A 22,535-nucleotide genomic window follows, 5' to 3' on the forward strand; every position below is an offset into this window, starting at 1 on the left:
CGGTCGGCCGGTGGGGGTTCAGGCCTCCAGGCGGTGGGCCCCGGTGTAGACGTTCATCGAGGTGCCGCGGAGGAAGCCGACCAGGGTCAGCCCGCACTCGGCGGCCAGGTCGACCGCCAGCGACGACGGCGCGGAGACCGCCGCCAGCACCGGGATCCCGGCCGTCACGGCCTTCTGCACCAGCTCGAAGGAGGCCCGGCCGCTCACCATGAGCACGGTGTCGCGCAGCGGCAGCAGTCCGCCGCGCAGGGCGTGCCCGACGACCTTGTCGACGGCGTTGTGCCGGCCCACGTCCTCGCGCAGGCAGAGCAGCTCGCCGTCGGCGGTGAAGAGCCCGGCGGCGTGCAGGCCGCCCGTGCTGTCGAAGACCCGCTGCGCCGCGCGCAGCCGCGCGGGGAGTGCGGCCAGCAGCTGCGGTGCGAGGTCCCGCGGCCCCGGTCCGAGCGCCCGGGCCGTGGTGGTCCGTACGGCGTCGAGGCTCGCCTTGCCGCACACGCCGCACGAGGAGGTGGTGTAGAAGCGGCGTTCCAGCGAGGCGTCCGGCGGTTTCGTGCCCGGGGCGAGGACGACGTCGACGACGTTGTAGGTGTTGGCGTCGCCGTCGGTGGCCCCGGCGCAGTAGCGCATGCCCGCGATCTCGTCGGCGCGGTGCACCGCGCCTTCGCCGGCGAGGAAGCCGGCCGCGAGGTCGAAGTCGTGGCCGGGGGTGCGCATGGTCACCGCGAGCGGGCGGCCGCCCACCCGGATCTCCATCGGTTCCTCGGCGGCGAGGGTGTCCGGCCGGAGGGTGCGGACGCCGTCCCGGATGCGCAGCACGCTCCGTCGCGCGGTCGATCGGGCCATGGGTGTCCTCTCCTGTGCGGCCGGGCCCCCGGGCGGGGCGCGGTGCCGTCAGCCTCCGGCGGCCGCCGGCTCCAGCCGGACGACGATGCCTTTGGAGGTGGGGGTGTTGCTGATGTCGGCGACGCTGTCCAGCGGTACGAGGACGTTGGTCTCCGGGTAGTAGGCGGCGGCGGAGCCGGGCGGCGTGGGGTAGGCGACCACGCGGAAGCCCCGGGCGCGCCGTTCGACGCCGTCGTGCCAGACGCCGACGAGGTCGACCTCGGCGCGGTCGGCGAGGTTCAGCGCCTCCAGGTCGGCGGGGTTGACGAGCACGACGCGGCGGGCGTGGTGGATGCCGCGGTAGCGGTCGTCCATGGCGTACGGCACGGTGTTCCACTGGTCGTGGGAGCGCAGGGTCTGCAGCACGAGGTGTCCGGCGGGTGCCCGGAGCATGGTGAACTCGTTGCGGGTGAAGACGGCCCGGCCGCTCGGGGTGCGGAAGACGCGCGCGTCGACGGGGTTGGGGAGGCGGAAGCCGCCGGGGGCGGCGACGCGGGTGTTGAAGTCCTCGAACCCCGGGACGACGCGGGCGATCCGGTCGCGGACGGTGCCGTAGTCGGCCTCGAACTCCTCCCACGGGATGCGGGGGGTGTCGCCGAGGGTGCGGCGGGCCAGCCGGGCGATGATCGCGACCTCGCTGAGGAGGTGGTCGGAGGCCGGTGCGAGGCGGCCGCGGGAGACGTGCACCTCGCTCATGGAGTCCTCGACGGTGACGAACTGCTCGCCGGCGGACTGCACGTCGCGGTCGCTGCGGCCGAGGGTGGGCAGGATCAGTGCGGTGTCGCCGCAGACGGTGTGCGAGCGGTTGAGCTTGGTCGAGATGTGGGCGGTGAGGCGGCAGCGCCGCATCGCGCGTTCGGTGGCGTCGCTGTCCGGGCTGGCCCGGACGAAGTTGCCGGCGACACCGAGGAAGACGGTGGCGCGTCCGTCGAGCATGGCCCTGATGCCGTCGACCGAGTCGAGGCCGTGGGCGGTCGGCGGGGTGAAGCCGAACTCCCGGCCCAGAGCGTCGAGGAACGGCTGCGGCATGCGTTCCCAGATGCCCATCGTCCGGTCGCCCTGGACGTTGCTGTGGCCGCGCACCGGGCAGACGCCCGCGCCGGGGCGGCCGATGTTGCCGCGCAGCAGGAGGAAGTTGACGACCTCGCGGATGGTGGGCACGCCGTGCTTGTGCTGGGTCAGCCCCATCGCCCAGCAGACGATGACGCTGCGGCTGGCGAGGACCTGCCGGTGCACGTCCTCGATCTCCTCGCGGCGGAGTCCGGTGGCGGCGAGGACGTCGTCCCAGCCGATGGTGCGGGCGTGGGCCGCGAACGCGTCGAAGCCGGTGCTGTGCTCCTCCACGAACGCGTGGTCGAGCACGGTGCCGGGGGCGGCGTCCTCGGCTTCGAGGAGGAGGCGGTTGAGTGCCTGGAAGAGGGCGAGGTCGCCGCCGGGCCGGATCTGGAGGAACCGGTCGGCGATGGCGGTGCCGCGGCCGAGGATGCCACGGGCCTTCTGCGGGTGCTTGAACCGCATGAGGCCGGCTTCGGGGAGTGGGTTCACGGCGATGACCCGGCCGCCGTTGCGCTTGGTCTCCTCCAGGGCGGAGAGCATCCGCGGGTGGTTGGTGCCGGGGTTCTGCCCGACGACGAACACGAGGTCGCTGTGGTGGATGTCGTCGAGGGTGACACTGCCCTTGCCGACGCCCAGGGTCTCGTTGAGGGCGGAGCCGCTCGACTCGTGGCACAGGTTGGAGCAGTCGGGCAGGTTGTTGGTGCCGTAGGCGCGGGCGAGGAGCTGGAGGAGGAACGCGGCCTCGTTGTTGAGGCGCCCGGAGGTGTAGAAGAGGGCCTGGTCGGGCGAGTCGAGGGCGTTGAGCTCGGTGGCGAGGAGCCCGAGGGCCTCGTCCCAGCCGATCGGCTCGTAGTGCTCGGCGCCGGACCGCTTGACCATGGGTTCGGTGAGCCGGCCCTGCTGGTTGAGCCACAGGTCGGACTTCGCGCCGAGCTCGGCGACGGAGTGGCGGCGGAAGAACTCGCGGGTGACGCGGCGGGAGGTGGCCTCGTCGGCGATGTGCTTGGCGCCGTTCTCGCAGTACTCGTTGCGGTGGCGGTCGGCGGGTCCCGGGTCCGGCCAGGCGCAGCCGGGACAGTCGGTGCCGCCGGTCTGGTTGACCGTCAGCAGGGTGAGGGCGGTACGGCGGACGGTGGTCTGTCCGAGGGCGTAGCCGAGGGCGTGGGTGACGGCGGGCAGGCCGGTGGCCCAGGTCTTCGGCGGGGTGACCGTCAGGTCGTCCGTCGGGTCGTCGTCGGTGGCGCTCATGGCCCCGTTCCTTCCGTTCTGCTGCTGCCGGGTGCCGTCCGGCGGTGCGGCGGCGAGGGGAGGCCGGGTGGGGCGCCCTGGTGCCCGGCGGGATCGGAACGGGCACCAGGGCGGTCTGCGGCGCCTGCGCGGCGGGGTGTTGCCCGCCGGTCCCGTGGCTGTCCGGGCGCGGGACCGGCGGGCGGTGAGGGTGCGGCAGGTGGTCGAGGGGGGTGTGCGGGGCTGTGCGGGGGGCGTACGGGCCCGGTACGGGGGGCCCCGTACGAGGGCCCGGTACGGGGGGCGTACGGGCCCGGTACGGGGGCCGGTCCCGCACCGCCGGTGCCGCGAGGGCCGGCGGTGCGGGCGGGCGGGCGGCTGCGGGGGTGCGTCCCGGTGGCCGCCCCTCAGGACGTGGCGGTCTCCTGCTCCGCCTCGACCTGAGCGTTCCACTGCCGCTTGGAGGCCTGCCAGCCGTCCTCGTTGTGGCCGAGGCGCCAGTATCCGGAGATGGACAGGTCTTCGAGCGGGATCCGGCGTTCGGTCCGCAGGTGGCGGCGCAGCTCCTTCACGAAGCCGGCCTCGCCGTGGACGAAGGCGTGCACCCGGCCCTGGGGGAAGTCGAGGCCGCGGACGGCTTCGACGAGGGCCTCGCCGACCGGCCGGTCGCCGCGGTGGAGCCAGACGACGTGTGCCCGGGAGTCGGTCTTCTGCTCCTCGTCGGGCCCGTCGACCTCGACGAAGGCGTGGACGGCTGCGCCGTCGGGCAGCGCTTCGAGGGCTGCGGCGATGGCGGGCAGGGCGCTCTCGTCGCCGGCCAGCAGGTGCCAGTCGGCGGCGGGGTCGGGGGTGTATCCGCCGCCGGGGCCGTTGAAGCGGATGGTGTCGCCGGGGCGGGCGCGCAGTGCCCAGGGACCGGCGAGGCCCTCGTCGCCGTGGAGGACGAAGTCGACGACGAGTTCGCGCTGTTCGGCGTTCCAGGCGCGCACCGTGTAGGTGCGGGTGGTGGGCCACTGCTCGCGCGGGAACTCGGCGCGGATCTGCTCCATGTCGAAGGGCTCGGGGTAGGTCACCCCTTCGGCCGGGAACAGCAGTTTGATGTAGTGGTCGGTGGAGGTGCCCGCCGTGAAGGCGGCGAGCCCTTCGCCGCCGAGGACCACGCGCTGCATGTGCGGGGTCAGTCGTTCGGTGCGGATGACCTGTGCGGTGTGCGGCTTGCGGGGCCTGCGGTCCGGTCGCTCTGCCATGGCTCTCCCTCGCATCAATTACTTAGGCTCACTAACTTACCACTTGCGGCCGTCGATGCGTCGGGCCGCCGGGGGCGGCGGGGACGGCGGGCGGCGAGGACGGCGCCGCCCGGGCGCGCCGGGGCGGCCGACCCGGCCCGGCCGGCAGGGGAGCACCTGCCGGCCGGCGGGGGCCGGGCCCCGGGAGCGGCGCCGACCGCTCCCCCGCTAGCGGCCGGCGGGGATACCGGCCGCGGGCGGGGTGATGCCGAACTCCTCGGCCTTGGCCAGGAGTTCGCTCCACACCTTCGGTGCCACCGGCACCCCGGCGCGGTCGCGCTCCGCGGCCACCGCGGCACTGCGCTCGCCGGGGTAGAAGACGCCCGCCGCACCGTCCGCCGGGGTCAGGTTCTTCACCGCGGCGAGCGTCGCGTCGACGTCCGCCGTGAAGATGCCCGTGTCGCCGAACGCCGCCGGGTCCAGCGCGATCAGCAGGGCGTTCTGCCGGTGCTTGCGCCCCTGCGGGTCGTCCGAGTGGAAGGACGAGAAGATGGGCGCGCCGACGAGCACACTGGTCAGCAGCTCGAAGGCGAGCGACATGCCCGACCCCTTGGCGCCGCCCAGCGGCAGCGGCATGACCGCCTTCTCCGGGTCGGTGGTGGGGGTGCCGTCCTCGGTGGCCGCGGCGCCCTCGGGCAGCGCCGTGCCGCTGGCCCTGGCCTGCCGGATCCTGCCGAGCGCGACGGTCGCGGTGGCCATGTCCAGCAGCAGCGGGGCGTGGTCGGCGGCCGGCACGGCGATGGCGAGCGGGCTGGTGGCCACGGCCGCGCCCCTGGCGCCGGTGTAGCCCATGTTCGGCATTCCGGCGACGTAGCCGATGCCGACGAGGCCCTGCTCGGCGATCCGGGACACGTAGTAGCCGATGGCGCCGGTGTGCACGGTGCGGCGCACACCGACGGCGGCGATGCCGTTCGTCCGGGCGCGGGTCACCGCCTCGTCGGCGGCGGCGGTCAGCGCCACCGGGCCGGGCGCGCGGTCCGCGTCCAGCACGGCGGCGGCCGGTGTGGACGACTCGACCGTGATCTGCGCGGCGGCGTTGGCGACGCCCTTGGCGAGGAGGTCGAGGTAGGCCGGCACGCGGGCGATGCCGTGCGACTCGACGCCCCGCCGGGCGGCCCAGACGAACACGTCGGCGGTGGTGCGGGCGTCGTCCGCGCTCAGCCCTCCCTTCTCGAGGAGGGCGGCGGAGAAGGTGCGGAGGTCCTCGGCGGGGACGACGACCTTCCCCGGCTTGGGGGTGGGGGTGTCGGACATGGTGGCGGAAGCCTCCTGGGTCAGCGGGTGACGAGGACGTCGACGACGGCGGTGGTACCCTCGGCGACCGCCTTGAGCGCGCGCTCCAGCGCGGGCACGAGCGCGTCGGTCGTGTCGACCGTCTCGGTGTGCATGCCGAACGGCTCGGCGAACGCCGCGAGCCGGGGCAGGCGGTGCAGGTCGGTGCCGAGCCATTCGCCGGTCTCGGCCGCCGCGCCGTCGGGGTAGAACCTGCGGTGGTTGAGGTTCATCGACTTGTAGACACGGTTGTTGAACACCACGATCAGCACCGGCAGTCCGTACGCCTTGGCGGCGTCGTACGACTGGATGACCGGGTTGTAGGCGAACGCGCCGTCGCCGATGGTGAGCACCACCGGGCGCTCCCCCGAGGCGAGCTTGACGCCGAGCGCCACGGCGATGCCCTGGCCGAGTCCGCCCTGCACGTAGAAGTACGAGTCGGGGGTGGACGTCTGCACGTGGCGCTTGACGACCCGGCTGTGCGTGATCGTCTCGTCGACCACGATGCCGTCCCTGCCGTCGAGCAGCCGGCGCAGTGTCGCGGCGACGAGCACCGGGTCGACGCCCTCGCTCTCCGCGGCCTTCGCCTCGGCGCGGACGATGGCGGCCTGCTCCGCCGCGTACCGCTCGTCCTGCGCCGTGCGGCGCACGGCGACGGCGGCCGTGTCGAGGTTCGCCGCCCGCCGGGCGAGCTGGCGCAGCGTGTTGGTGACGTTCCCCTCCAGGTACCTGTCCGCGAACAGCACCTGGTAGACGACGTGCGGGCGCTGCGGCACCTCGTCGATGACGACGATCCGGGCCTTCGAGGGCTTGCGGCTCGGCGGGTAGAACGGGACGCGGCAGTTGACCAGCAGGATGAGGTCGGCCTCGTCCATCCAGGGCCCGATGTCGCTGCCGGCGTGCAGCGGGTGGTTCCGCGGGAAGTTGCCGCACACCGCCGAGTCGGGTTCGACGACCGGGATGTTCCACGCCTCGGCGAAGGCCACGAGCGCCTCGAAGCCGCCGGCCTCGCGGCCGGCCGTCTCCGTGACGATCACGGGGTTCCTCGCCTCGCGGATCATCTCCGCGACGGGGTCGACCTCCTCGGGCGAGCTGTGCGTGGAGCCCGGGCGGACGATCGGCTTGGCCTCGCGCCCGTCCCAGTCCTCCAGGAGGATCTCCAGCGGGATGTTCAGGTACGCGGGGCCCGCGGGTGCCCGCCAGGCCAGCTCCGCCGACCGGGTGATCATGGTCGGCAGGGTGTGGACGCTGGCGGCCTCGGTGGCCCACTTGGTGAACGGCCGGGCGATGCCCTGCGGCCCGCCCACGATCGACAGGTTCCGGTACCACTGGCCGCCCGGGTCCTGCCCGGGGCCGTCGCCGTAGGTGCTCGACTCCGAGGAGGTGACCACCATCGGGACGCCGGCGAGCAGGGCGCCGTGCACGGCCATCGAGCCCTGCAGCAGCCCGGGGGCGGCGTGCAGGAGCACGCCCTGCGGGCGCCGGGTGACGAGGCCGTACCCGGTGGCCATGCCGACCGCCACGGTCTCGTGGGTGAGGTCGAGGTAGTCCGGCGCCGGGTCACCGTCGCGGTGACGCCGGGCCAGGGACTCCCACACCGGGGCCCATTCGGACCCGGAGGAACAGAAGAGGTAGTCGGCGCCGACGGCGTTGAAGGCGGAGACGACGGCGTCACCGCCGTCGGCGCCTGGCGTGTTGCTGGTGTCCGTCATCTCGGTGCCTGCCTCAGCCCTGGGCCGGCCAGTCGAGGACCTCGCAGATGCCGCGGCCCATCATCCACTCCAGCTCTTCGGGGGTGAAGTCCCAGTGCTTGGTGAACTGCTCGATCGTGTCGGTGTAGGTGATGCCGTGACCCAGCAGGCGGGTGATGTCGGTGCCGTAGAAGCAGCGCTCCGGGCCCATCTTGTCGACCATCGCCCGCACGTACTTCTCGATGTTCTTGTTCGGGAAGGGCTCGGTGGAGTAGCCGGGCAGCGCCGACACCTTGACGTAGATGTTCGGGTGCTTGTGCAGGTCGGCGGTCTCCTCCGCCCAGTAGCCGATCGCGTCGTCGACGCAGCGGGCCATGATGCCCATGTGGTCGATGATGATCTTCAGGTCGGGGTGCTTCGCGGCGATCCGGCCGAGCTCGGCCTTCCACACCGGGGCGTGCACCATGGTGGGCACCCGCAGTTCCTCGGCGACCGGCCAGTACCAGTCGTTGGTGCCGTCGATCATCCAGTTGCGGTCCTGCGGGCGGTGGAAGGTCAGCCGGGTGCCCTTGACGTGCGGGTTCTGGGCGAAGTCCCGCAGCATGGCCGTGCCCTCCTCGGGCTTGTTCTGCGGGATGCGCGCCATGATGCCGAAGCGGTCCGGGTGGGCCTCGCACGCCTCCAGGGCGTAGTCGATGCGGTCGCCCTCCCAGGACGGCGGGAGGATCAGCGCCCGGTTGACGCCGGCCTCGTCCATCAGCTCCAGCGCCTCCTCGTAGGAGAAGGGGTCCTCGCGGTGGCCGTTGAGGCGGATCCGCTCACGTGCGCCGGGAACCCAGGGGCGGTCGGCGGACTCTTCCTTCCAGATGTGGATCTGGGTGTCGACCACGAACATGGTGGGCCTCTTTCGTTCGGGTGGTGCGGTGGTGGGGTGTGGAATAGACGTTAGGGCTGGTCGGGGGTCTTGCGGAGATCCCGGCGTGCAAGCATCTGTTGCACGTCAGGGCGTCTTCCGCCCGCCCGGCGTCAGGACGCGTCGCGCTCGCCGAGCACGACGTCGGAGACGTACTCGGCGATCGCCATGCTGGACGTCGCCGCGGGTGAGGGCGCGTTCCGGACGGTCGTGACGGCGCCCAGCCGGTGGATGCGGAAGTCGTCGACGAGGCTGCCGTCGCGGTCCAGGGCCTGCGCACGGACCCCGTTCTTCGTCCGCGCGACGTCCTTCGGCCCGATGTCCGGCACGTAGTCGGCCGCGGCCCTCATGTAGACGGACGTGAAGAACGAGCCGCGCATCTCCCGCACACCGGTGCGCCAGTGCTGTCGCGCCATGTGCCAGCTGCCCGGCCAGGCGGCCATCCGCAGGAGTTCGCGCGGGTCGACGCGGGAGCGCGTGTAGCCCTCCCTGGCGTACGCCAGGACGGCGTTGGGCCCCACTTCCACCTCCCCCGTGACGCGCCGGGTGAAGTGCACGCCGAGGAAGGGGTACCGCGGGTCGGGCACCGGGTAGACGAGGCTCCGCACCATGTGCGCCTTCTCGTCCGACACGCGCATGTACTCGCCGCGGAACGGGATGATGCGCGGCTCCGCACGGTCCTCCGCGAGCCGCGACACCGTGTCGGCGTGCAGGCCGGCGCAGACGACGAGCCGGTCGACGCGGACGGTCCGCTCCCCCGAGGCGACCTCCAGGCCGCCGGTGACCCGGCCGACCCGGGTCACCGGGAAGCCCAGCCTCACCTCGCCGCCGGAGTCGGCGATGTCCTGCGCGAAGGACCTGGCGATCCGCCCGTAGTCGGTGATCGCCGTCCGCGGGGAGTGCAGGGCGGCGAGTCCGGTGGCGAACGGCTCGATCTCGCGGATCTCGGCGGCGGAGACCCGCCGCAGGCCGGGCACGGCGTTCTCGGCGGCCGTCACCTCCAGCCTGTCGAGCCGGGCCACGTCGTCGGCGTTCACCGCCACGACGAGCTTGCCGCTCTCCTCGTACGGCAGCGCGCGGTCCGCGCAGTACGCGCGCAGCAGGTCCCTGCCCCGGGTGCACAGCTGCGCCTTGAGGCTGCCGGGCTTGTAGTAGATGCCGGCGTGCACGACGCCGGAGTTGTGGCCGGTCTGGTGGAGGGCCACGTCGGGCTCCTTCTCCAGGACCACGATGCGGGTGCCCGGTCGCCGGTGCGCGAGTTCGCGGCCGACGGCGAGGCCGACGATACCGGCACCGATGATGCCGATCGTCTCGTCAGCCATGGTGGTGCTCCGTTCCTGGGGTGCGGTGGGCGGTGGTGCGGCCGGTCACGGACCGAAGTGGAAGGCGACGGTCTTGACGCGGGTGTAGAAGCGCAGGGCCTCGCCGCCCTGCTCCTTGAAGGCGGATCCGGAGGCGCGGAAACCGCCGAAGGGGTGGTGGACGTCCCAGCCGGAGGTGGTGGTGTTCACCGCGACCTGGCCGCAGTCGGCCGCCTCGGCGAACCGGTGCGCGGCCCCCAGGTCGCGGGTGAAGAGCGCGGCGGCGAGCCCGTAGTCGGAGTCGTTGACCTCCGCGAGGGCCTCGTCGAGGCCGTCGACCGGCCGCACGACGACGACCGGGCCGAAGACCTCCTCCCGCCAGATCGCCATCTCCCGGGTCACGTCGCCCAGGACGGTGGGCACGACGTAGCAGCCGTGCGCGTGCGCCTCGCCCTCGGGCACGCCGCCGCCGGCCAGCACGGTCGCCCCCTCCTTCACCGCACGGGCGATGTCCGCGAGGACGCCGTCCCGGTGGCCGCTGCTCGACAGCGGGCCGACGACGGTCGTGTCCTCGCCGCCCGGACCGATCCGCAGCGCGGCGACGGCGGCGAGCAGCAGGTCGGTGAACTCCCGGTACACCGACCGCTCGACGAGCACCCGGCTGGTAGCGGTGCAGCGCTGGCCGGTCTGGCCGAACGACGCCACGAGGAGCGCGCCGACGGCCTTGTCCAGGTCGGCGTCGGCGAGCACGACGGTGGCGTTCTTGCCGCCCAGCTCGCCCTGGAAGCGGACGTTGCGGTCGGCGAGCGAGCGGCGCAGCCCCTCCCCCACCGCGTTGCTGCCGGTGAAGGTGACGGCGGCGATCCGGGGGTCGCCGGTCAGGGCGTCCGAGATCCGGCCCACCCGGCCGGTCACCACGCCGAGCACACCGGCGGGCAGGCCCGCGTCGTGCAGGGCCCGGGCCAGCAGGAGGCCCGACAGCGGGGTCTCGGAGGCCGGCTTCAGGACGACCGCGTTGCCGGCCGCCAGGGCGGGCGCCAGCTTGCGGGCCGGCGTGAGCAGCGGGTCGTTCCACGGGGTGATGGCGAGGACGACGCCGATCGGCTCGCCGTGGAAGCTCGTGCGGGTGTCGGGCCGGGCGTCGTGGACGAGGGTGCCGTAGCCGTCCCGGGCGATCCCGGCGTAGTACTCGAAGAAGTCGGCGGCCTTCTGCACCTCGCCGCTCGCCTCCTTGAAGGTCTTGCCGTTCTCGGCGACGACGTCGGCGGCGATGCCGTCGGCCCGCTCCCGCAGCAGCCGCGCGGTCTCGAAGAGGACGCGGGCCCGGTCGAAGGGGCTGGTGCGCCGCCAGACGTCGAAGCCGGCCGCCGCGTGGTCGTGGATCCGGGTGACGTCCGCGGCGCCCAGCGCCGGGACCCGGGCGACCGGGGTGCGGAGGTCGGCCGGGTCGTGGACCGGCAGCCACTCGCCGGTCGTCACCCACTGCCCGCCTGACAGCGTCTCCAAGCTGCGCATCGGAATCGTTTCTCCCGTCGGTGGTGTGTGTGGTGACGACGACACCGCATCCGCGGCGAGCGGGCCAGACCTGCGGCGGCAGACATAGCTTGCGCACCGCGCACGGCCGGACGTGCCCGATCCGTGCTGGAATCGGCACCGCCCCGAGCCGTCACCGACCAAGGAGGAAGAACACCGTGGCATTCGCCGTCATCGCCCGTTACCGCTGCGAGCCCGCGGACGGGCCGGCCGTCCGCTCGGCCCTGCTGGACATGCGCAAGCACACGCTCGCGGAGCCCGGCAACCTCGCGTACGTCGTGCACGAGGACACCGCGCAGCCGGGCGCGTTCGTGCTGTACGAGCAGTACGCCGACCGTGCCGCGTTCGACGCGCACGCGGCCGCCGACCACTTCGCCGAGCTGATCCTGGGCCGGGTGCGGCCGGTGCTCGTGGAGCGCACCGTCACCTTCGCCGAGGTGCTCTGACCCGGCCTCAGGACGGTCCTGCGGCACCGGGAAGGGCCTCGTGCCCTTCCCGGTGCTCCGTCACAGCTCGTTGCCCCAGCACATGCGGGCGACGGTCTCCACGTGGATGAGCTTGCGCCGCTGCTGGTCGGCGGTGAGGGCCGCCACCCCGGCGACGGACGAGAAGCTGCGGTCCGGGCTCACCGCGACGTCCTCGATGTCCTTGAGGTCGGCGACGACGTCCATCCGCGCCATGATCGCGTCGATGTCCTCCAGCCCGGGGAGGGTCGCGTCCACGATGCCGAGGCAGACGTCCCGTTCGACGGGCACGCCGGCCAGCAGTGCCGTCTCGCCCGCCGATCCGGTGGTGTACGGCAGGATCCACCGGTCGACCGGCACGGCGGCGTACAGCCGCTCGGCGGCGGCGCGGTCGACCTCGGCCGGGGCCGTCCAGACCGGGCAGAGCCCGATGCGGACGTCGTCCGGCTTCGAGGCCAGGCCGACGGCCAGCGCGTCGACGGCGAGCGCGTCCTCGAAGGACAGCGCGGTGCGGCCGGCGTCGGCGGCGGCGTCGAGGTCCCGGGCGTAGTCCGGGTTGGTGAGCTGGACGTAGCGGATGCCACGCGCGACGAGCTGCTCGATCTCCTCGCGGACGATCGCGGCGAGGGCCTCGCCGAGCTCGCGGGCGCTCGCCGGGCCGGTGCCCGCCTCGAAGCACTGCGCGGCGAGGTAGGACGGCGCGGGCAGGGTCGCCTTCGCGGCGATGACGGTCAGCCCGGCGAGCTCCACGGCGTCGTCGGCGACCAGTGGCCGCACCGCCTTCGGGTCGCCGTCGGCGATCCAGCGGTCCATCCCGTCGACCGTCCCGCCGGTGCGGCGGAAGCCCGACACGGCGTCGAGGACGGCGCTGCGGAAGTCGGCCCGGCGGTACTCGCCGTCGGTGACGACGGACAGCCGCAGCTTGCGCTGCAGCGCCACCGCGTCGACCACGGCCAGGCGTTCGACCTCGCGGAGCTCCGCGGCGCCGAGCCCGCCCGCGGCGTGCTTCTCACGGGCCGCCAGCACCTCCGGCGGGCGGACGAGCCCGCCGTGGTGGTCGATGCGGAACTTGTACGTGTCAGCCATTCTTCTCCGCCTTCTTCGCGTCCGCCTGCTTCGCGCCGGCCCAGGCGGCGAACTCCAGCTCGTAGCCGAGCGCCGCCAGCACGTCGTCGCAGACCTGCTGGTCCTCGTCGCCGGTGCCGCCGGAGACGCCCAGGCCGCCGAGGATCTCGCCGTCGCGCTTGATGGTGACGCCGCCCTCGGTGGCGACGATGGGGTACGTCGTCATCTGGGAGAGCTGCGAGAAGAACACCGGGTTGCTCTCGGCCCAGCCGTGGAGCATCTTCGTCGGGCGCTGCATGACCGCGGCGCTGAACGCCTTGGCGCGGGCGATGTCCGGGGTGAGCGGGCGGGCGCCGTCCGAGCGGCGCACGCTCAGCACGAAGCCGCCGGCGTCGACGACGGCGATGCTGAACGCCTTGCCGATCTCCTGGCCGCGTGCGAGACACGCGGTGATGATCTCTTCGGCTGCTGCGGAGGAGAGGGTCATGCGGTGGCTGCCTTCCGGGCGGTGAGTTCGTTGCGCAGCACGGTGACGGCCGCGTTGAAGAGCGCCGGGGTCTCCCAGTACATCGAGTGCGGCGCGTTCGGGATGACCTTCAGGACGGAGCCCTCGACCATCTCGTGGGCCCGCTCGACGGTCCTGACGCTGATGACCGCGTCCTTCTCGCCGGCGAGGAACGCGACCTGCACGGGGGAGGCCGCGATCTCGGCGATGGTCGGGCCGTTGGCGCTGAGGTTGCGCAGGTCCTGCATGGTGGCGACGTTGAAGGTGCCCATCTGCCGGAACAGGAAGGTCTTCTCCGGCTGCTCCCGCTGGAACCTCCTGCTGAGCAGGCGGTCGATCACCGGCAGCTTGACGGCCTCGGCGCGGTCGGCGTCCACCAGCGGGGTCAGTTCCGGGTCGGAGATGCCGCCGAGGGAGTGCGCGAGGACGGCCATGCTGATGCGGTCGGGGCGGCTGAGGCCGGCGCGCAGCGCGGCGACGGCGCCGATGGACTGTCCGACGACCATCACGTCGGTCAGGTCCTCCTGGTCGAGGACGGCGATGAGGTCGCCGGGGAAGTCCTGGCCGTCGAACTCGGGCATGGAGGAGTCGGAGTTGCCGAAGCCCCTCAGGTCGACCGTCACGACCGTGAAGTCCCGGCTGAGCGTGGCGACCTGGTGCCACCAGGCGGCGTGGTGCCCGCCCGAGCCGTGCACGAACATGATCGCCGGGCCGCTGCCGTGGCGCTCGTAGTAGATGGAGGTACCGCCGGAGTCGGCGCGGGCCATGGGTGCTCCTTGCGTGGTGCGGGTGGGGGTCAGGAGGGGCGCTTGCCGTGGAACACCAGCTCGATCATGGTGTGGTCCGGGTCGTGGATGTAGCAGAACTTCGACTGGTTCTCGGGCCGCTCGATCGGGCGGGTGTGCCGGATCCCCAGCTCCTTGAGGTGCGCGAGGAAGTCGTCCCAGTCGTCGACCTCGACGGCGAAGTGGTACGGCGCCATGCGGTCCATCTCCTCGACCGGCGTGAAGTGCAGGTCGAAGTTGCCGCGGGTCATCAGCAGCACGCGGGTGTTGCTCTTGGCCTGGATGTGCCGCATCCCGAAGACCTTGGTGTACCACTCCCTGGTCCGCTCGGGGTCGGTGGTGGGGAAGTTGACGTGGTGGATGTAGCGGGGTTCCTTGCTCACGGCTGTCGCCTTTCGCTTCGTCGCGGGGTTGTCTCAGGGCCGGGCGGAGCCGGACCGCAGGGGCGCCGGCTCCGCCAGGACGGGGTTGGAGAGGACGCCGATGCCGCTGATCCCGACCTCGACGGTGTCGCCCGGCTCGATCTGGCAGGCCGACTCGGCCCCCATCCACAGCACGTCGCCGGGGTGCATCGTGTTGTGGCGGGTGATCTCGACGATGTAGTCGTACGGGTCGAAGACCATGTCGCCGGTGGCGAACTCCGCCCGGACCTCGCCGTTGACCCGCAGGGTGGTCGTCTGGGCCAGCGCGTCGACGTCGGTCTCGATCCACGGGCCCATGGGCTTGAACGTGTCGCTGTTCTTGCTCCGCCAGAACGTGCGGTCCCGGTGCTGCCAGGTGCGCGCGCTGACGTCGTTGCCGATCGTCCAGCCGAGGACGGCCGCGCGGGCCTCCTCGTACGTGGCGTTCCGCAGGGTGCGGCCGATGACGGCGACGAGTTCGGGCTCGGCCTCGAACCGGCCCTCGACGCCGGCCGGCTTCACGATGGGCGCGGTGTGGCCGGTGAGCGCGTTGTTGGCGCGGTAGCCGACCTCGGGGCGGGTGGGCACCACGCCGTTGGGGTCGCCGAGGGCGCGCGCGTGCTCGATGTGCCGCCGGTAGTTCATCCCGACGGCGTAGAAGACCGGCGGGACGACGACCGGCAGCCAGACCGCCGTGGCGGCCGGCACGCTGCCGGTGACGGACGGGTCGCCGTCGAGGGGCGATCCGGAGAGCAGGTGCACGTCGTCGCCCTCGACACGGCCCCAGACGGGCGCCCCGTCGACCGAGACACGGGTGTATCGCACCGGCTCAGTCCGTCAGCAGGTGGGAGACGCGCTTGGTGACCAGGTAGGCGTCCAGCCCCTCCGGCCCGCCCTCGCGGCCGTAGCCGCTGGACTTCACGCCGCCGGACGGCGCCTCGTGCACCGAGCCGCCGCAGTGGTTGATGGAGAGGATGCCCGCCTCCAGCTCGCGGGTGAGGCGCTCGGCCGTCGCCGTGGAGCGGGTGAAGCCGTACGCGGCCAGGCCGTAGGGCAGCGCGTTGGCGATGCGCAGCGCCTCGTCGAGGTCGGTGAACGGCACGATCGGGGCGATCGGGCCGAACGGCTCGTCCGTCATCAGCGCGGCGTCGTCCGGCACGTCGGTGAGGACGGTCGGCGGGTAGTAGTAGCCGGGCCGGTCGAGGCGGCTGCCGCCGGTGAGGACCTTGGCGCCGCGGGCGACGGCGTCGGCGACCAGGGCCTCGATCGCGGTGAGGCGCCGCTCGTTGGCGAGCGGGCCCATGGTGACGCCCTCGTCGAGGCCGTCGCCGACGACGGCTGCCTCCGCGGCCCGCACGAACTCCTCGGTGAAGGCCTCGACGAGGCTCTCGTGGACGAGGAAGCGGCTGGGCGAGGTGCAGACCTGGCCGGCGTTGGCGAACTTCGCGGCGGCGGCGCGGCGGGCCGCGGTCACCGGGTCGGCGTCGGCGCAGACGATGACCGGGGCGTGGCCGCCGAGCTCCATGATGGAGGGCTTCATCTGCGCGCCGGACGCGGCGGCGAGGAGCTTGCCGACGGGCACGGAGCCGGTGAACGCGACGAGGCGGGTCGCCGGGTGGGCGATGAGGTGGGCGGAGACCTCGGCGGGCTCGCCGAAGACGAGGTTGAGCACCCCGGCGGGCAGGCCCGCGTCCGCGAAGCAGCGGACGAGCTCGCAGGCGGTGCCCGGGGTCTCCTCGGAGGCCTTGATGACGATGGAGCAGCCCGCCGAGAGCGCGGCGGCGATCTTGCGCATCGGCGAGCCGGCCGGGAAGTTCCACGGGGTGAAGGCGGCGACCGGCCCGATGGGGTGGCGGCGCACGGAGAGCAGGGTGCCGTCCTCGGAGGGGATCACCCGGCCGTAGGCGCGGCGGGCGTCGTCGGCGTCCCAGCGCAGCGCTCCGGCGACGCGCCGGGCCTCGTTGGCGGCCTCGGCCAGCGGCTTGCCCTGTTCCAGGGTCATGATCCGGCCGACCTCGGCGGCGCGGGAGACCAGCAGGTCGGCGGCGCGGTGCAGGATGGCGGTGCGCTGCGCGATCGGGGTGCTGCGCCAGGTCTCGAACCCGGCGGCGGCCGCGGCGGCGGCCCGGTCGAGGTCGGCGGTGGTGGCCAGCGGCACGTGGCCGATCACCTGTTCGGTGGCCGGGTTGACCACCTCGGTGGTGCGTCCGGTCTCGCCCTCGCACCACTCGCCGGCGATGTACAGGCGGAGTGCGGGGTAACCGTGGTCGGTCGTCATGGGGGTGTGTGGCCTCTCACGCTCGGCGGGTGGGTGTCAGGAGTGGGAGTCGTCCGGCGTGTCGCGGGAGCTGCGCAGGGTCCAGATGTGGTGCGGGGGCGTCGTCTCGTGCACCCGGGTCCCGTACGAGTCGTCGACGCGGTCCATGTCGGCCGCGTACTCGACCCGGCCGCCGCACGGCGCGTGGACGAAGCGGAAGACGTTGGAGCCGACGGTGTGGCGGCCGAGCCTGCGGGCTTCCTGCCAGCCCTGGGCGATCATGTGGTTGCCGCCCTCGATCACGTCGTCGAAGCCGGGGACCTCGAACGAGACGTGGTTGTGCCCGGCGCGGTCGGGCCGGTGGCACAGCAGGAAGTTGTGCTGGTCGTCGTCGCCCTCGCACTGCATGAAGGTGCCCATCGGCTTGACGATGTCGGTGGCCCGGAAGCCGAGGCGGTCGAGGTAGAACGCCACCGCCTCCTCCCGGCCGGCCTTCGGGATGTTCAGGGCGACGTGGCACATGCGCAGCGGCCGGACCCGGCCGACGGAGCTCAGGGATTCGTTCCACCGTCGCACGCCGCCCGAGACGTTCGGGGTGCGGACGGCGGGCTCGGGCAGCGGGCGGGGCTTCGCCAGGGCGAGGCCGAGGCCGAAGCCGGTCTCGTCGGCGGTGTGCCGGGTGCCGTCGGCGTCGACGGTGACCTCGCGGTCGACGGCCACGAGAGCGGTCAGCGTCTCCAGTTCCTCCCGGGTGTCGACGCCCCAGACGACCTCGCGCAGGGTCGGCCCCGGCTCCAGGGCCGGCGGCAGCGACGGGTCCGGCTCGGTGTCGAGGTGGAGGGTCTGCCCGACGAGGGTCTCGAAGGTGGCGCGCCGGTCGTCCCGGCCGACGAGTGCCAGGCCGAAGTCCTCGAAGAAACGCACGCACCGATCGAGGTCGTCGACGCCGTACGTCACCGATTCGATTCTCTGGATTCCCATGGACTCCTCATTTCGCGGACCGGTCCGCCGCAGGTGTGCGGCCCGACGGCTGATGTGATCGTAATCTTCGGGCGCCCGGGTTTCGGCGGTCGCGCGGCACGCGTTCCGCAAGCATGTGTTGCAGGGCGGGTCGCGTTCCGCATCCGCGGGCGGGCGCCCGGCCGCGGCCGCCCCGGGGACGGCGAAGGGGCGGCCGGGGAGGCGGCGAGGGCGTGGCCGCGGCCGGGCGCGGGTCAGCGGGAGATCGCCGGGATCGGGTTCTCGGAGAACCAGCGCGTGAGGAAGTCCAGGAAGACGGTGATCTTGCGGGGGGTCTCCTGGCCGGGCCCGTAGATGGCGTAGAGCGGCCGGTCGGGCACGGCCAGCTCGGGCAGCAGCACCTGCAGGGCGCCGGAGACGAGGTCGTCGTAGGCCGGCCGCTGGGGCAGCAGCGCGATGCCGCGGCCGTGCACGGCGGCCTTCTGCAGGGCGAGGTACGAGTTGGACGAGAACGCGACGTTGCGGATCTTGTGCAGGGTGCTCGCGTGGCCGTGGCCGATCCGCCAGACCGGGTCGTTGACGTGGATCAGGCAGTCGTGGGACGCCAGGTCGTTGGGGTGCTCCAGGGTGCCGTGCTCCTCCAGGTAGCCGGCCGACGCGCAGAGCACGAACGGCAGGGAGGCGATCTTCTTCAGCCGGACGCTGGAATCCCGGAGGTCGCGGGTGTGGAATGCCACGTCGAATCCGCTGTCGAGGAAGTCGTAGGTGCGGTCCGACATTCCTCCCAGCTCGAATCTGATCTGGATTTTCGGATGGGCCGCGGAAAACGCCGCAATGGCCTCCCCGAGATCGAGACTGCCGATCCATTTCGGGCAGATGATATTGAGCGACCCCTCGGCCCGGTCGTGGAGGTGGGCGATCTCGGAGTCCTCCGCCTCGATCTCCTGGAGGATACGGCCGGCGAACTCGGCGTACCGCAGGCCGGGGCCGGTGAGGCTCACCGAGCGGGCGGTGCGGTTGACCAGCCGTACCCCGATCTGCCGCTCCAGCTCGGCCACGTGGCGCGACACGAGCGACCCGGAGGAACTCAGGAGCTTGGCCGCCCCGCTGAAACTGCCGACGTCGGCGACGGTGACGAAGCTGCGCATGAGAAGCAGACGGTCCATGGTTCCTCCTGGCCCCCCGGGGCGCCGGAGGGTGTCCGGGCCGCGGCGGGCGCGGTTGGTGCGGGTGCACGGGTGCGCGGTGCGCGCAGGGGTGCGGATCGGGGTAACGGCCGGGCGGCGGGGTGGGTTCCGGCCGGCGCGGGCGGTCGGGTTCCACCGGGTGCACGCGGTGCGCGCCGCACCGGTGGACCGGGCGGCGCGTATCCGGGAGCGGGTGGGTGTCAGGGGCAGTAGCGGGGGGCTTCGGCCAGGTTCTCCTTGGTGATGAGCGTGATCGGGGTCTTCGCGATCTTGTCGGCGCCGCCCTTGCGGAGCAGGTTCAGGCTGTTGTCGATCGCCAGTCGGCCGGTGGTCATGGCGGAGTTGGCGACGGTGGCCGAGAACCGTCCGTCCTTGACGGCCGCGAGGCCCTGCTCGGTGCCGTTGACCGTCACGATCTTGACGTTCTTGCCGGCGGCGGCGAAGGCCTTGCGCGCGCCGAAGGCCATCTCCTCGTTCGCCACGAACGCGTACGCCAGGTCGGGGTGCGCCTGGATCATGTTCTCGGCGACGTCCTGGGCCTTCGCGGCGTTGAACATGCCGGGCTGGTTCGCCACGACCCTGGCGTTCGACGGGAGCTGCTTGCTGAAGCCCGACGTGAGCAGGTCGGACGCGGCACCCGGTGCGCCGGCGATGATGCCGACCTCGGCCGCCTTGCCGGCGGCGTCCTCGGCCACCCAGTCGGCATCCAATTGTCCCACCTTGGTGAGATCGACGACGACCGCACCGAGGATCTCCGTGGGGTCGTCGGTGACGACCGAGGTGAGGAAGATCGGGATCTTCGCCGCCCTGGCCTTGGCTATGTCGCCCTTCAGGGCGTCGACGTTCACCGTCTGGACGATGAGCGCGTCGACGTTCCGCGAGATCATGTCCTCGATGTTGGACAGCTCGGTGCCGGGGTTCTGGTGGGAGTTCGCCGTGTAGAGCTTGACCTTGCTGCCGGTCGCCGTGGCCTCGACGGACTTCTGGAGGCAGGTGTGGAACTCGGTGTCGCCGCCGTTGACGAACCCGATCGTGACCGTGCCGTCCGCGGAGCTTCCGCTGCCCGACCCGGAGGTGCAGGCGGCCAGGGAGAGGGCGAGGCCGGTGATCGAGGCCGCCGCCGCGACTCTGCGGAGGTGGGGGAACTGAGGCATGGGTGAGTGCCTTTCCGAGCGTGTGAGGGAGGGGTCAGCGTCGGGAGGAGCGGTGGAGCTGGTTGGCGACGGCCGCCACGAGGAGGACACCGCCGACCGAGATCTGCTGGAAGTAGCTCGACACCTGGAGCAGGTTGAGCGCGTTGGCGACGACGCCGAGCAGGACGACGCCGAGCACGGTGCCGACCACGGTGCCGTGCCCGCCGGCCAGCGACGTGCCGCCGATGACCACCGCGGCGACGGCGGTGAGCTGGAGGGTGAGGCCACCCGTGCCGGGGCTGCTGGCCCCGAGCCGGGAGAGGAGCATCAGGCCGGCGAGTCCGGCGAGGGCGCCCGTCAGGCCGTAGAGCGCCATCTTGTGCCAGGCGACGTTGATGCCGCTGAGCCTGGCGACGTGCTCGTTGCCGCCGATGGCGAAGGCGTCGCGGCCGAAGACGGTGAACTTCATGGCCACGGCGGTCACCGCCATCACGAGGACGGCCGCGATCAGGAGGTTCGGCAGGCCGAGGGTCGACTCGTTGCCGAGCGTCGAGAGGTGCGTCCCGATGGAGACGCTGTGTCCGTCCAGCACCAGGAGGGCGACGCCGTCGAGCAGGGTGGCCGATGCGAGGGTCGCCACGAAGGGTGCCACGTTGGTGTAGGTCACCACGGCGCCGTTGATCAGGCCGATGGCGGTCGCCAGGAGCATCGACAGCACGACCGTGACCGTCGGGGACGTGCCGTCCGCCAGGAGCTGCGCCGCGACGGCCGTCACCACGGCGGCGGTGCCGCCCATCGAGAAGTCCATCCCGCCCGCGGTCATGAGCAGCGTGAGACCGGCGGCGATGACCGCGACCACGCTGACCTGCCGGAGGATGTTGACCAGGTTGGTGGAGCTCGCGAACGAGTCGGTCTCCAGGGTGGCGACCGTGACGACGACGATCAGCACGGCGAACAGGCCGGTGTGCGGGAGGCCGCGCAGCACCCGCAGCGGGCCGTGCGACGGGGAGTCTTGCGCGGGGCCCTTGGCGGCGGGCTTCTCCGGGGGCGCGGTGATGCTCATCGGGGTTGTCCTTTGAGGGCGGCGGCGACGAGTTCGTCGCGCGTGATGGCGGTGACGTCGTGCTCGGCGACCACGCGGCCGGCGCTGACGACGATCACCCGGTCGGCCAGCCGCATGACCTCCTCGGCGGAGGACGACGCGAGCAGGACGGCCACGCCGCGGGAGGCGAGGTCGTCGACCAGGGCGTGGATGTCGGCCATGGCCGCCACGTCCACGCCGTTGGTGGGGTCTTCGAGGAAGACGGCGACCGGTGAGGTCTCCAGCCACTTGGCGAGCAGCACCTTCTGCTGGTTGCCGCCCGACAGTCCGCCGACCGCGGGGTCGCGGGTCAGCGTCCTCACCCGGTACGCCTCGCGGAGCGGGCTCGCCCGCCTCGCCAGGTCCGACCAGCGCTGCAGGCGGCGCCGCGACAGCCGGTCGGTGGCCAGCATGAGGTTCTCGTCCACGGAGAGGTCCGGGATGAGGCCGAGGGCCCGGCGGTCGCCCGTCACGCAGCGCAAGCCGCTGGCGAGCGAGCGGGAGATCCGGCCGAACGGCACCACGGCGCCGTCGACCAGCATCGTCCCGGTGTCGGGGCGGCGGCGGCCGGAGAGCACGTCGAACAGCCTCGACTGCGCGTCGCCGGCGGGGCCGAGCACCCCCACGATCTCGCCCTTGCGGACCTCGACGGAGAAGTCCGCGACGGCCCGGCCCTGCCGCACGCCGCGCAGGGTCAGGGCGACGTCGTCCTTGGGCCGCGGGCGCTCCGGCCGGTGCGAGACGACGTCGCGGCCGACCATGGTGCGCACCAGCTTCGCCGGGTCGGTCTCCGAGGCGGGGCCGCTGTCGACCACGGCGCCGTCACGCATGACGGTGACGTGGTCGGCGATCGACAGCACCTCGTCGATGTAGTGCGAGATGTAGACGACGGCCATGCCGTCGTCGCGCAGGGTGCGGACGAGGCGCCGGATCTGCTCGGCCGCGTCCGCCCCCAGGCACGCGGTCGGCTCGTCCAGGATGAGCACCCTGCCGCCGCGCCGGACCTCCCGGGCGACCTCGACCATCGTCTGCTCGGCCACGGTGAGCCCGCCCGCGGGGCGGCGCACGTCGATGTCCAGGCCCAGGTCGGTGAGGGCCCGGCGGGCCTTCTCCTCCACGGACTTCCAGGACACGAACGCGTGGGGCGCGGGCAGGTCGCCGAGGAGGATGTTCTCCGCGACCGTCAGTTCCTTCACGAGCTCGCGGCGCTGGGGCACCGTCGAGATGCCGAGCCGGCGGGCCCGCCGGGCGGACAGCCCCGGCTGGGGCCGTCCGTCGATCTCGATGGTGCCGCTGTCGGCCTGGTACACGCCGGCCAGCACCTGGACGAGGGTGGACTTGCCGGCGCCGTTCATGCCCATCAGGGCGTGGACCTCGCCGGGGCGGATGTCGAGGGAGACCCCCTTGAGGGCCGCGGCGCCGCCGAAGCTCTTGCCGAGGTCGCGGATCCGGACCACGGGCGCCGTCGCGGTCGCCGCCCGGTTCGTCGCGGGCCCGGCGTGCACCGGGGACCCTCCGCCGGACGGCCGGTGGGTA

20 protein-coding genes are annotated in these 22,535 nt (G+C 72.8%); 1 reads left to right on the top strand and 19 read right to left on the bottom strand.

Going from position 1 to position 22,535, the window contains the following annotated elements; all coding sequences use genetic code 11:
• Positions 1-18: 18 nt before the first annotated feature.
• The 8 genes from fdhD to OG335_RS01415 form a co-directional block, all read right to left on the bottom strand.
• Complete coding sequence (gene fdhD / locus OG335_RS01380; protein ID WP_405009092.1) at positions 19-843, bottom strand: formate dehydrogenase accessory sulfurtransferase FdhD; 825 nt, start codon at positions 841-843, stop codon at positions 19-21.
• Between the two features lie 48 nt (positions 844-891).
• Positions 892-3,186, bottom strand: a complete 2,295-nt coding sequence (locus OG335_RS01385) for an FdhF/YdeP family oxidoreductase (RefSeq protein ID WP_405009093.1) — start codon at positions 3,184-3,186, stop codon at positions 892-894.
• A 386-nt stretch (positions 3,187-3,572) separates the two neighbouring features.
• Positions 3,573-4,412, bottom strand: coding sequence for a siderophore-interacting protein (locus OG335_RS01390; RefSeq protein WP_405009094.1), 840 nt, complete (start codon positions 4,410-4,412; stop codon positions 3,573-3,575).
• A 207-nt stretch (positions 4,413-4,619) separates the two neighbouring features.
• Positions 4,620-5,705, bottom strand: a complete 1,086-nt coding sequence (locus tag OG335_RS01395; RefSeq protein ID WP_405009095.1) for an Ldh family oxidoreductase — start codon at positions 5,703-5,705, stop codon at positions 4,620-4,622.
• 20 nt (positions 5,706-5,725) lie between these two features.
• Positions 5,726-7,435, bottom strand: a complete 1,710-nt coding sequence (locus tag OG335_RS01400) for a thiamine pyrophosphate-dependent enzyme (RefSeq protein ID WP_405009096.1) — start codon at positions 7,433-7,435, stop codon at positions 5,726-5,728.
• A 13-nt stretch (positions 7,436-7,448) separates the two neighbouring features.
• The gene (locus tag OG335_RS01405; RefSeq protein ID WP_405009097.1) at positions 7,449-8,309 is read right to left on the bottom strand and encodes an amidohydrolase family protein; all 861 of its coding nucleotides are present in this window, start codon (positions 8,307-8,309) and stop codon (positions 7,449-7,451) included.
• Positions 8,310-8,440: 131 nt separating this feature from the next.
• Entirely contained in the window at positions 8,441-9,649 is a 1,209-nt protein-coding gene (lhgO, locus tag OG335_RS01410) for an L-2-hydroxyglutarate oxidase (RefSeq protein WP_405009098.1), read from the bottom strand.
• Positions 9,650-9,694: 45 nt separating this feature from the next.
• Positions 9,695-11,143, bottom strand: coding sequence for an aldehyde dehydrogenase family protein (locus tag OG335_RS01415; RefSeq protein ID WP_405009099.1), 1,449 nt, complete (start codon positions 11,141-11,143; stop codon positions 9,695-9,697).
• A 176-nt stretch (positions 11,144-11,319) separates the two neighbouring features.
• Here OG335_RS01415 and OG335_RS01420 point away from each other — a divergent pair, with 176 nt between their 5' ends.
• The gene (locus OG335_RS01420; protein WP_405009100.1) at positions 11,320-11,607 is read left to right on the top strand and encodes a putative quinol monooxygenase; all 288 of its coding nucleotides are present in this window, start codon (positions 11,320-11,322) and stop codon (positions 11,605-11,607) included.
• 60 nt (positions 11,608-11,667) lie between these two features.
• On the opposite strand, the gene OG335_RS01425 is transcribed toward OG335_RS01420, so the two are convergent.
• The 11 genes from OG335_RS01425 to OG335_RS01475 all read right to left on the bottom strand — a co-directional run bounded on the left by OG335_RS01425 (position 11,668) and on the right by OG335_RS01475 (position 22,504).
• Positions 11,668-12,711, bottom strand: coding sequence for a methionine synthase II (cobalamin-independent)-like protein (locus OG335_RS01425; RefSeq protein ID WP_405009101.1), 1,044 nt, complete (start codon positions 12,709-12,711; stop codon positions 11,668-11,670).
• Positions 12,704-13,177, bottom strand: coding sequence for a heme-binding protein (locus OG335_RS01430; RefSeq protein WP_405009102.1), 474 nt, complete (start codon positions 13,175-13,177; stop codon positions 12,704-12,706). Before OG335_RS01430 ends, OG335_RS01425 begins: the two co-directional genes overlap by 8 nt.
• A complete protein-coding gene (locus OG335_RS01435) occupies positions 13,174-13,962 on the bottom strand; it encodes an alpha/beta fold hydrolase (protein ID WP_405009103.1) in 789 nt (262 codons plus the stop codon). The genes OG335_RS01430 and OG335_RS01435 overlap by 4 nt, the downstream gene beginning before the upstream one ends.
• A gap of 29 nt (positions 13,963-13,991) precedes the next feature.
• Positions 13,992-14,363: a VOC family protein gene (locus tag OG335_RS01440; protein ID WP_405009104.1), complete on the bottom strand. Its 372-nt coding sequence runs from the start codon at positions 14,361-14,363 to the stop codon at positions 13,992-13,994.
• A gap of 33 nt (positions 14,364-14,396) precedes the next feature.
• Positions 14,397-15,206 (bottom strand): fumarylacetoacetate hydrolase family protein, encoded by an 810-nt coding sequence (locus OG335_RS01445; RefSeq protein ID WP_405009105.1) that lies wholly within the window; start codon positions 15,204-15,206, stop codon positions 14,397-14,399.
• A gap of 4 nt (positions 15,207-15,210) precedes the next feature.
• Positions 15,211-16,659, bottom strand: coding sequence for an NAD-dependent succinate-semialdehyde dehydrogenase (locus tag OG335_RS01450; protein WP_405009106.1), 1,449 nt, complete (start codon positions 16,657-16,659; stop codon positions 15,211-15,213).
• A gap of 36 nt (positions 16,660-16,695) precedes the next feature.
• Complete coding sequence (locus OG335_RS01455; RefSeq protein ID WP_405009107.1) at positions 16,696-17,619, bottom strand: VOC family protein; 924 nt, start codon at positions 17,617-17,619, stop codon at positions 16,696-16,698.
• A 233-nt stretch (positions 17,620-17,852) separates the two neighbouring features.
• Positions 17,853-18,764 carry a LysR substrate-binding domain-containing protein gene (locus tag OG335_RS01460; protein WP_405009108.1) on the bottom strand — a complete coding sequence of 304 codons (912 nt, stop codon included), beginning with the start codon at positions 18,762-18,764 and terminating at the stop codon, positions 17,853-17,855.
• Positions 18,765-18,985: 221 nt separating this feature from the next.
• On the bottom strand, positions 18,986-19,939 hold the full coding sequence (locus OG335_RS01465) for a sugar ABC transporter substrate-binding protein (RefSeq protein WP_405009109.1): 954 nt from the start codon (positions 19,937-19,939) through the stop codon (positions 18,986-18,988).
• 34 nt (positions 19,940-19,973) lie between these two features.
• Positions 19,974-20,981: an ABC transporter permease gene (locus tag OG335_RS01470; protein ID WP_405009110.1), complete on the bottom strand. Its 1,008-nt coding sequence runs from the start codon at positions 20,979-20,981 to the stop codon at positions 19,974-19,976.
• Positions 20,978-22,504 carry a sugar ABC transporter ATP-binding protein gene (locus tag OG335_RS01475; protein WP_405009111.1) on the bottom strand — a complete coding sequence of 509 codons (1,527 nt, stop codon included), beginning with the start codon at positions 22,502-22,504 and terminating at the stop codon, positions 20,978-20,980. Before OG335_RS01475 ends, OG335_RS01470 begins: the two co-directional genes overlap by 4 nt.
• Positions 22,505-22,535: the final 31 nt, after the last annotated feature.

Source organism: Kitasatospora sp. NBC_01539, assembly GCF_045040525.1.
Lineage (GTDB): Bacteria > Actinomycetota > Actinomycetes > Streptomycetales > Streptomycetaceae > Kitasatospora.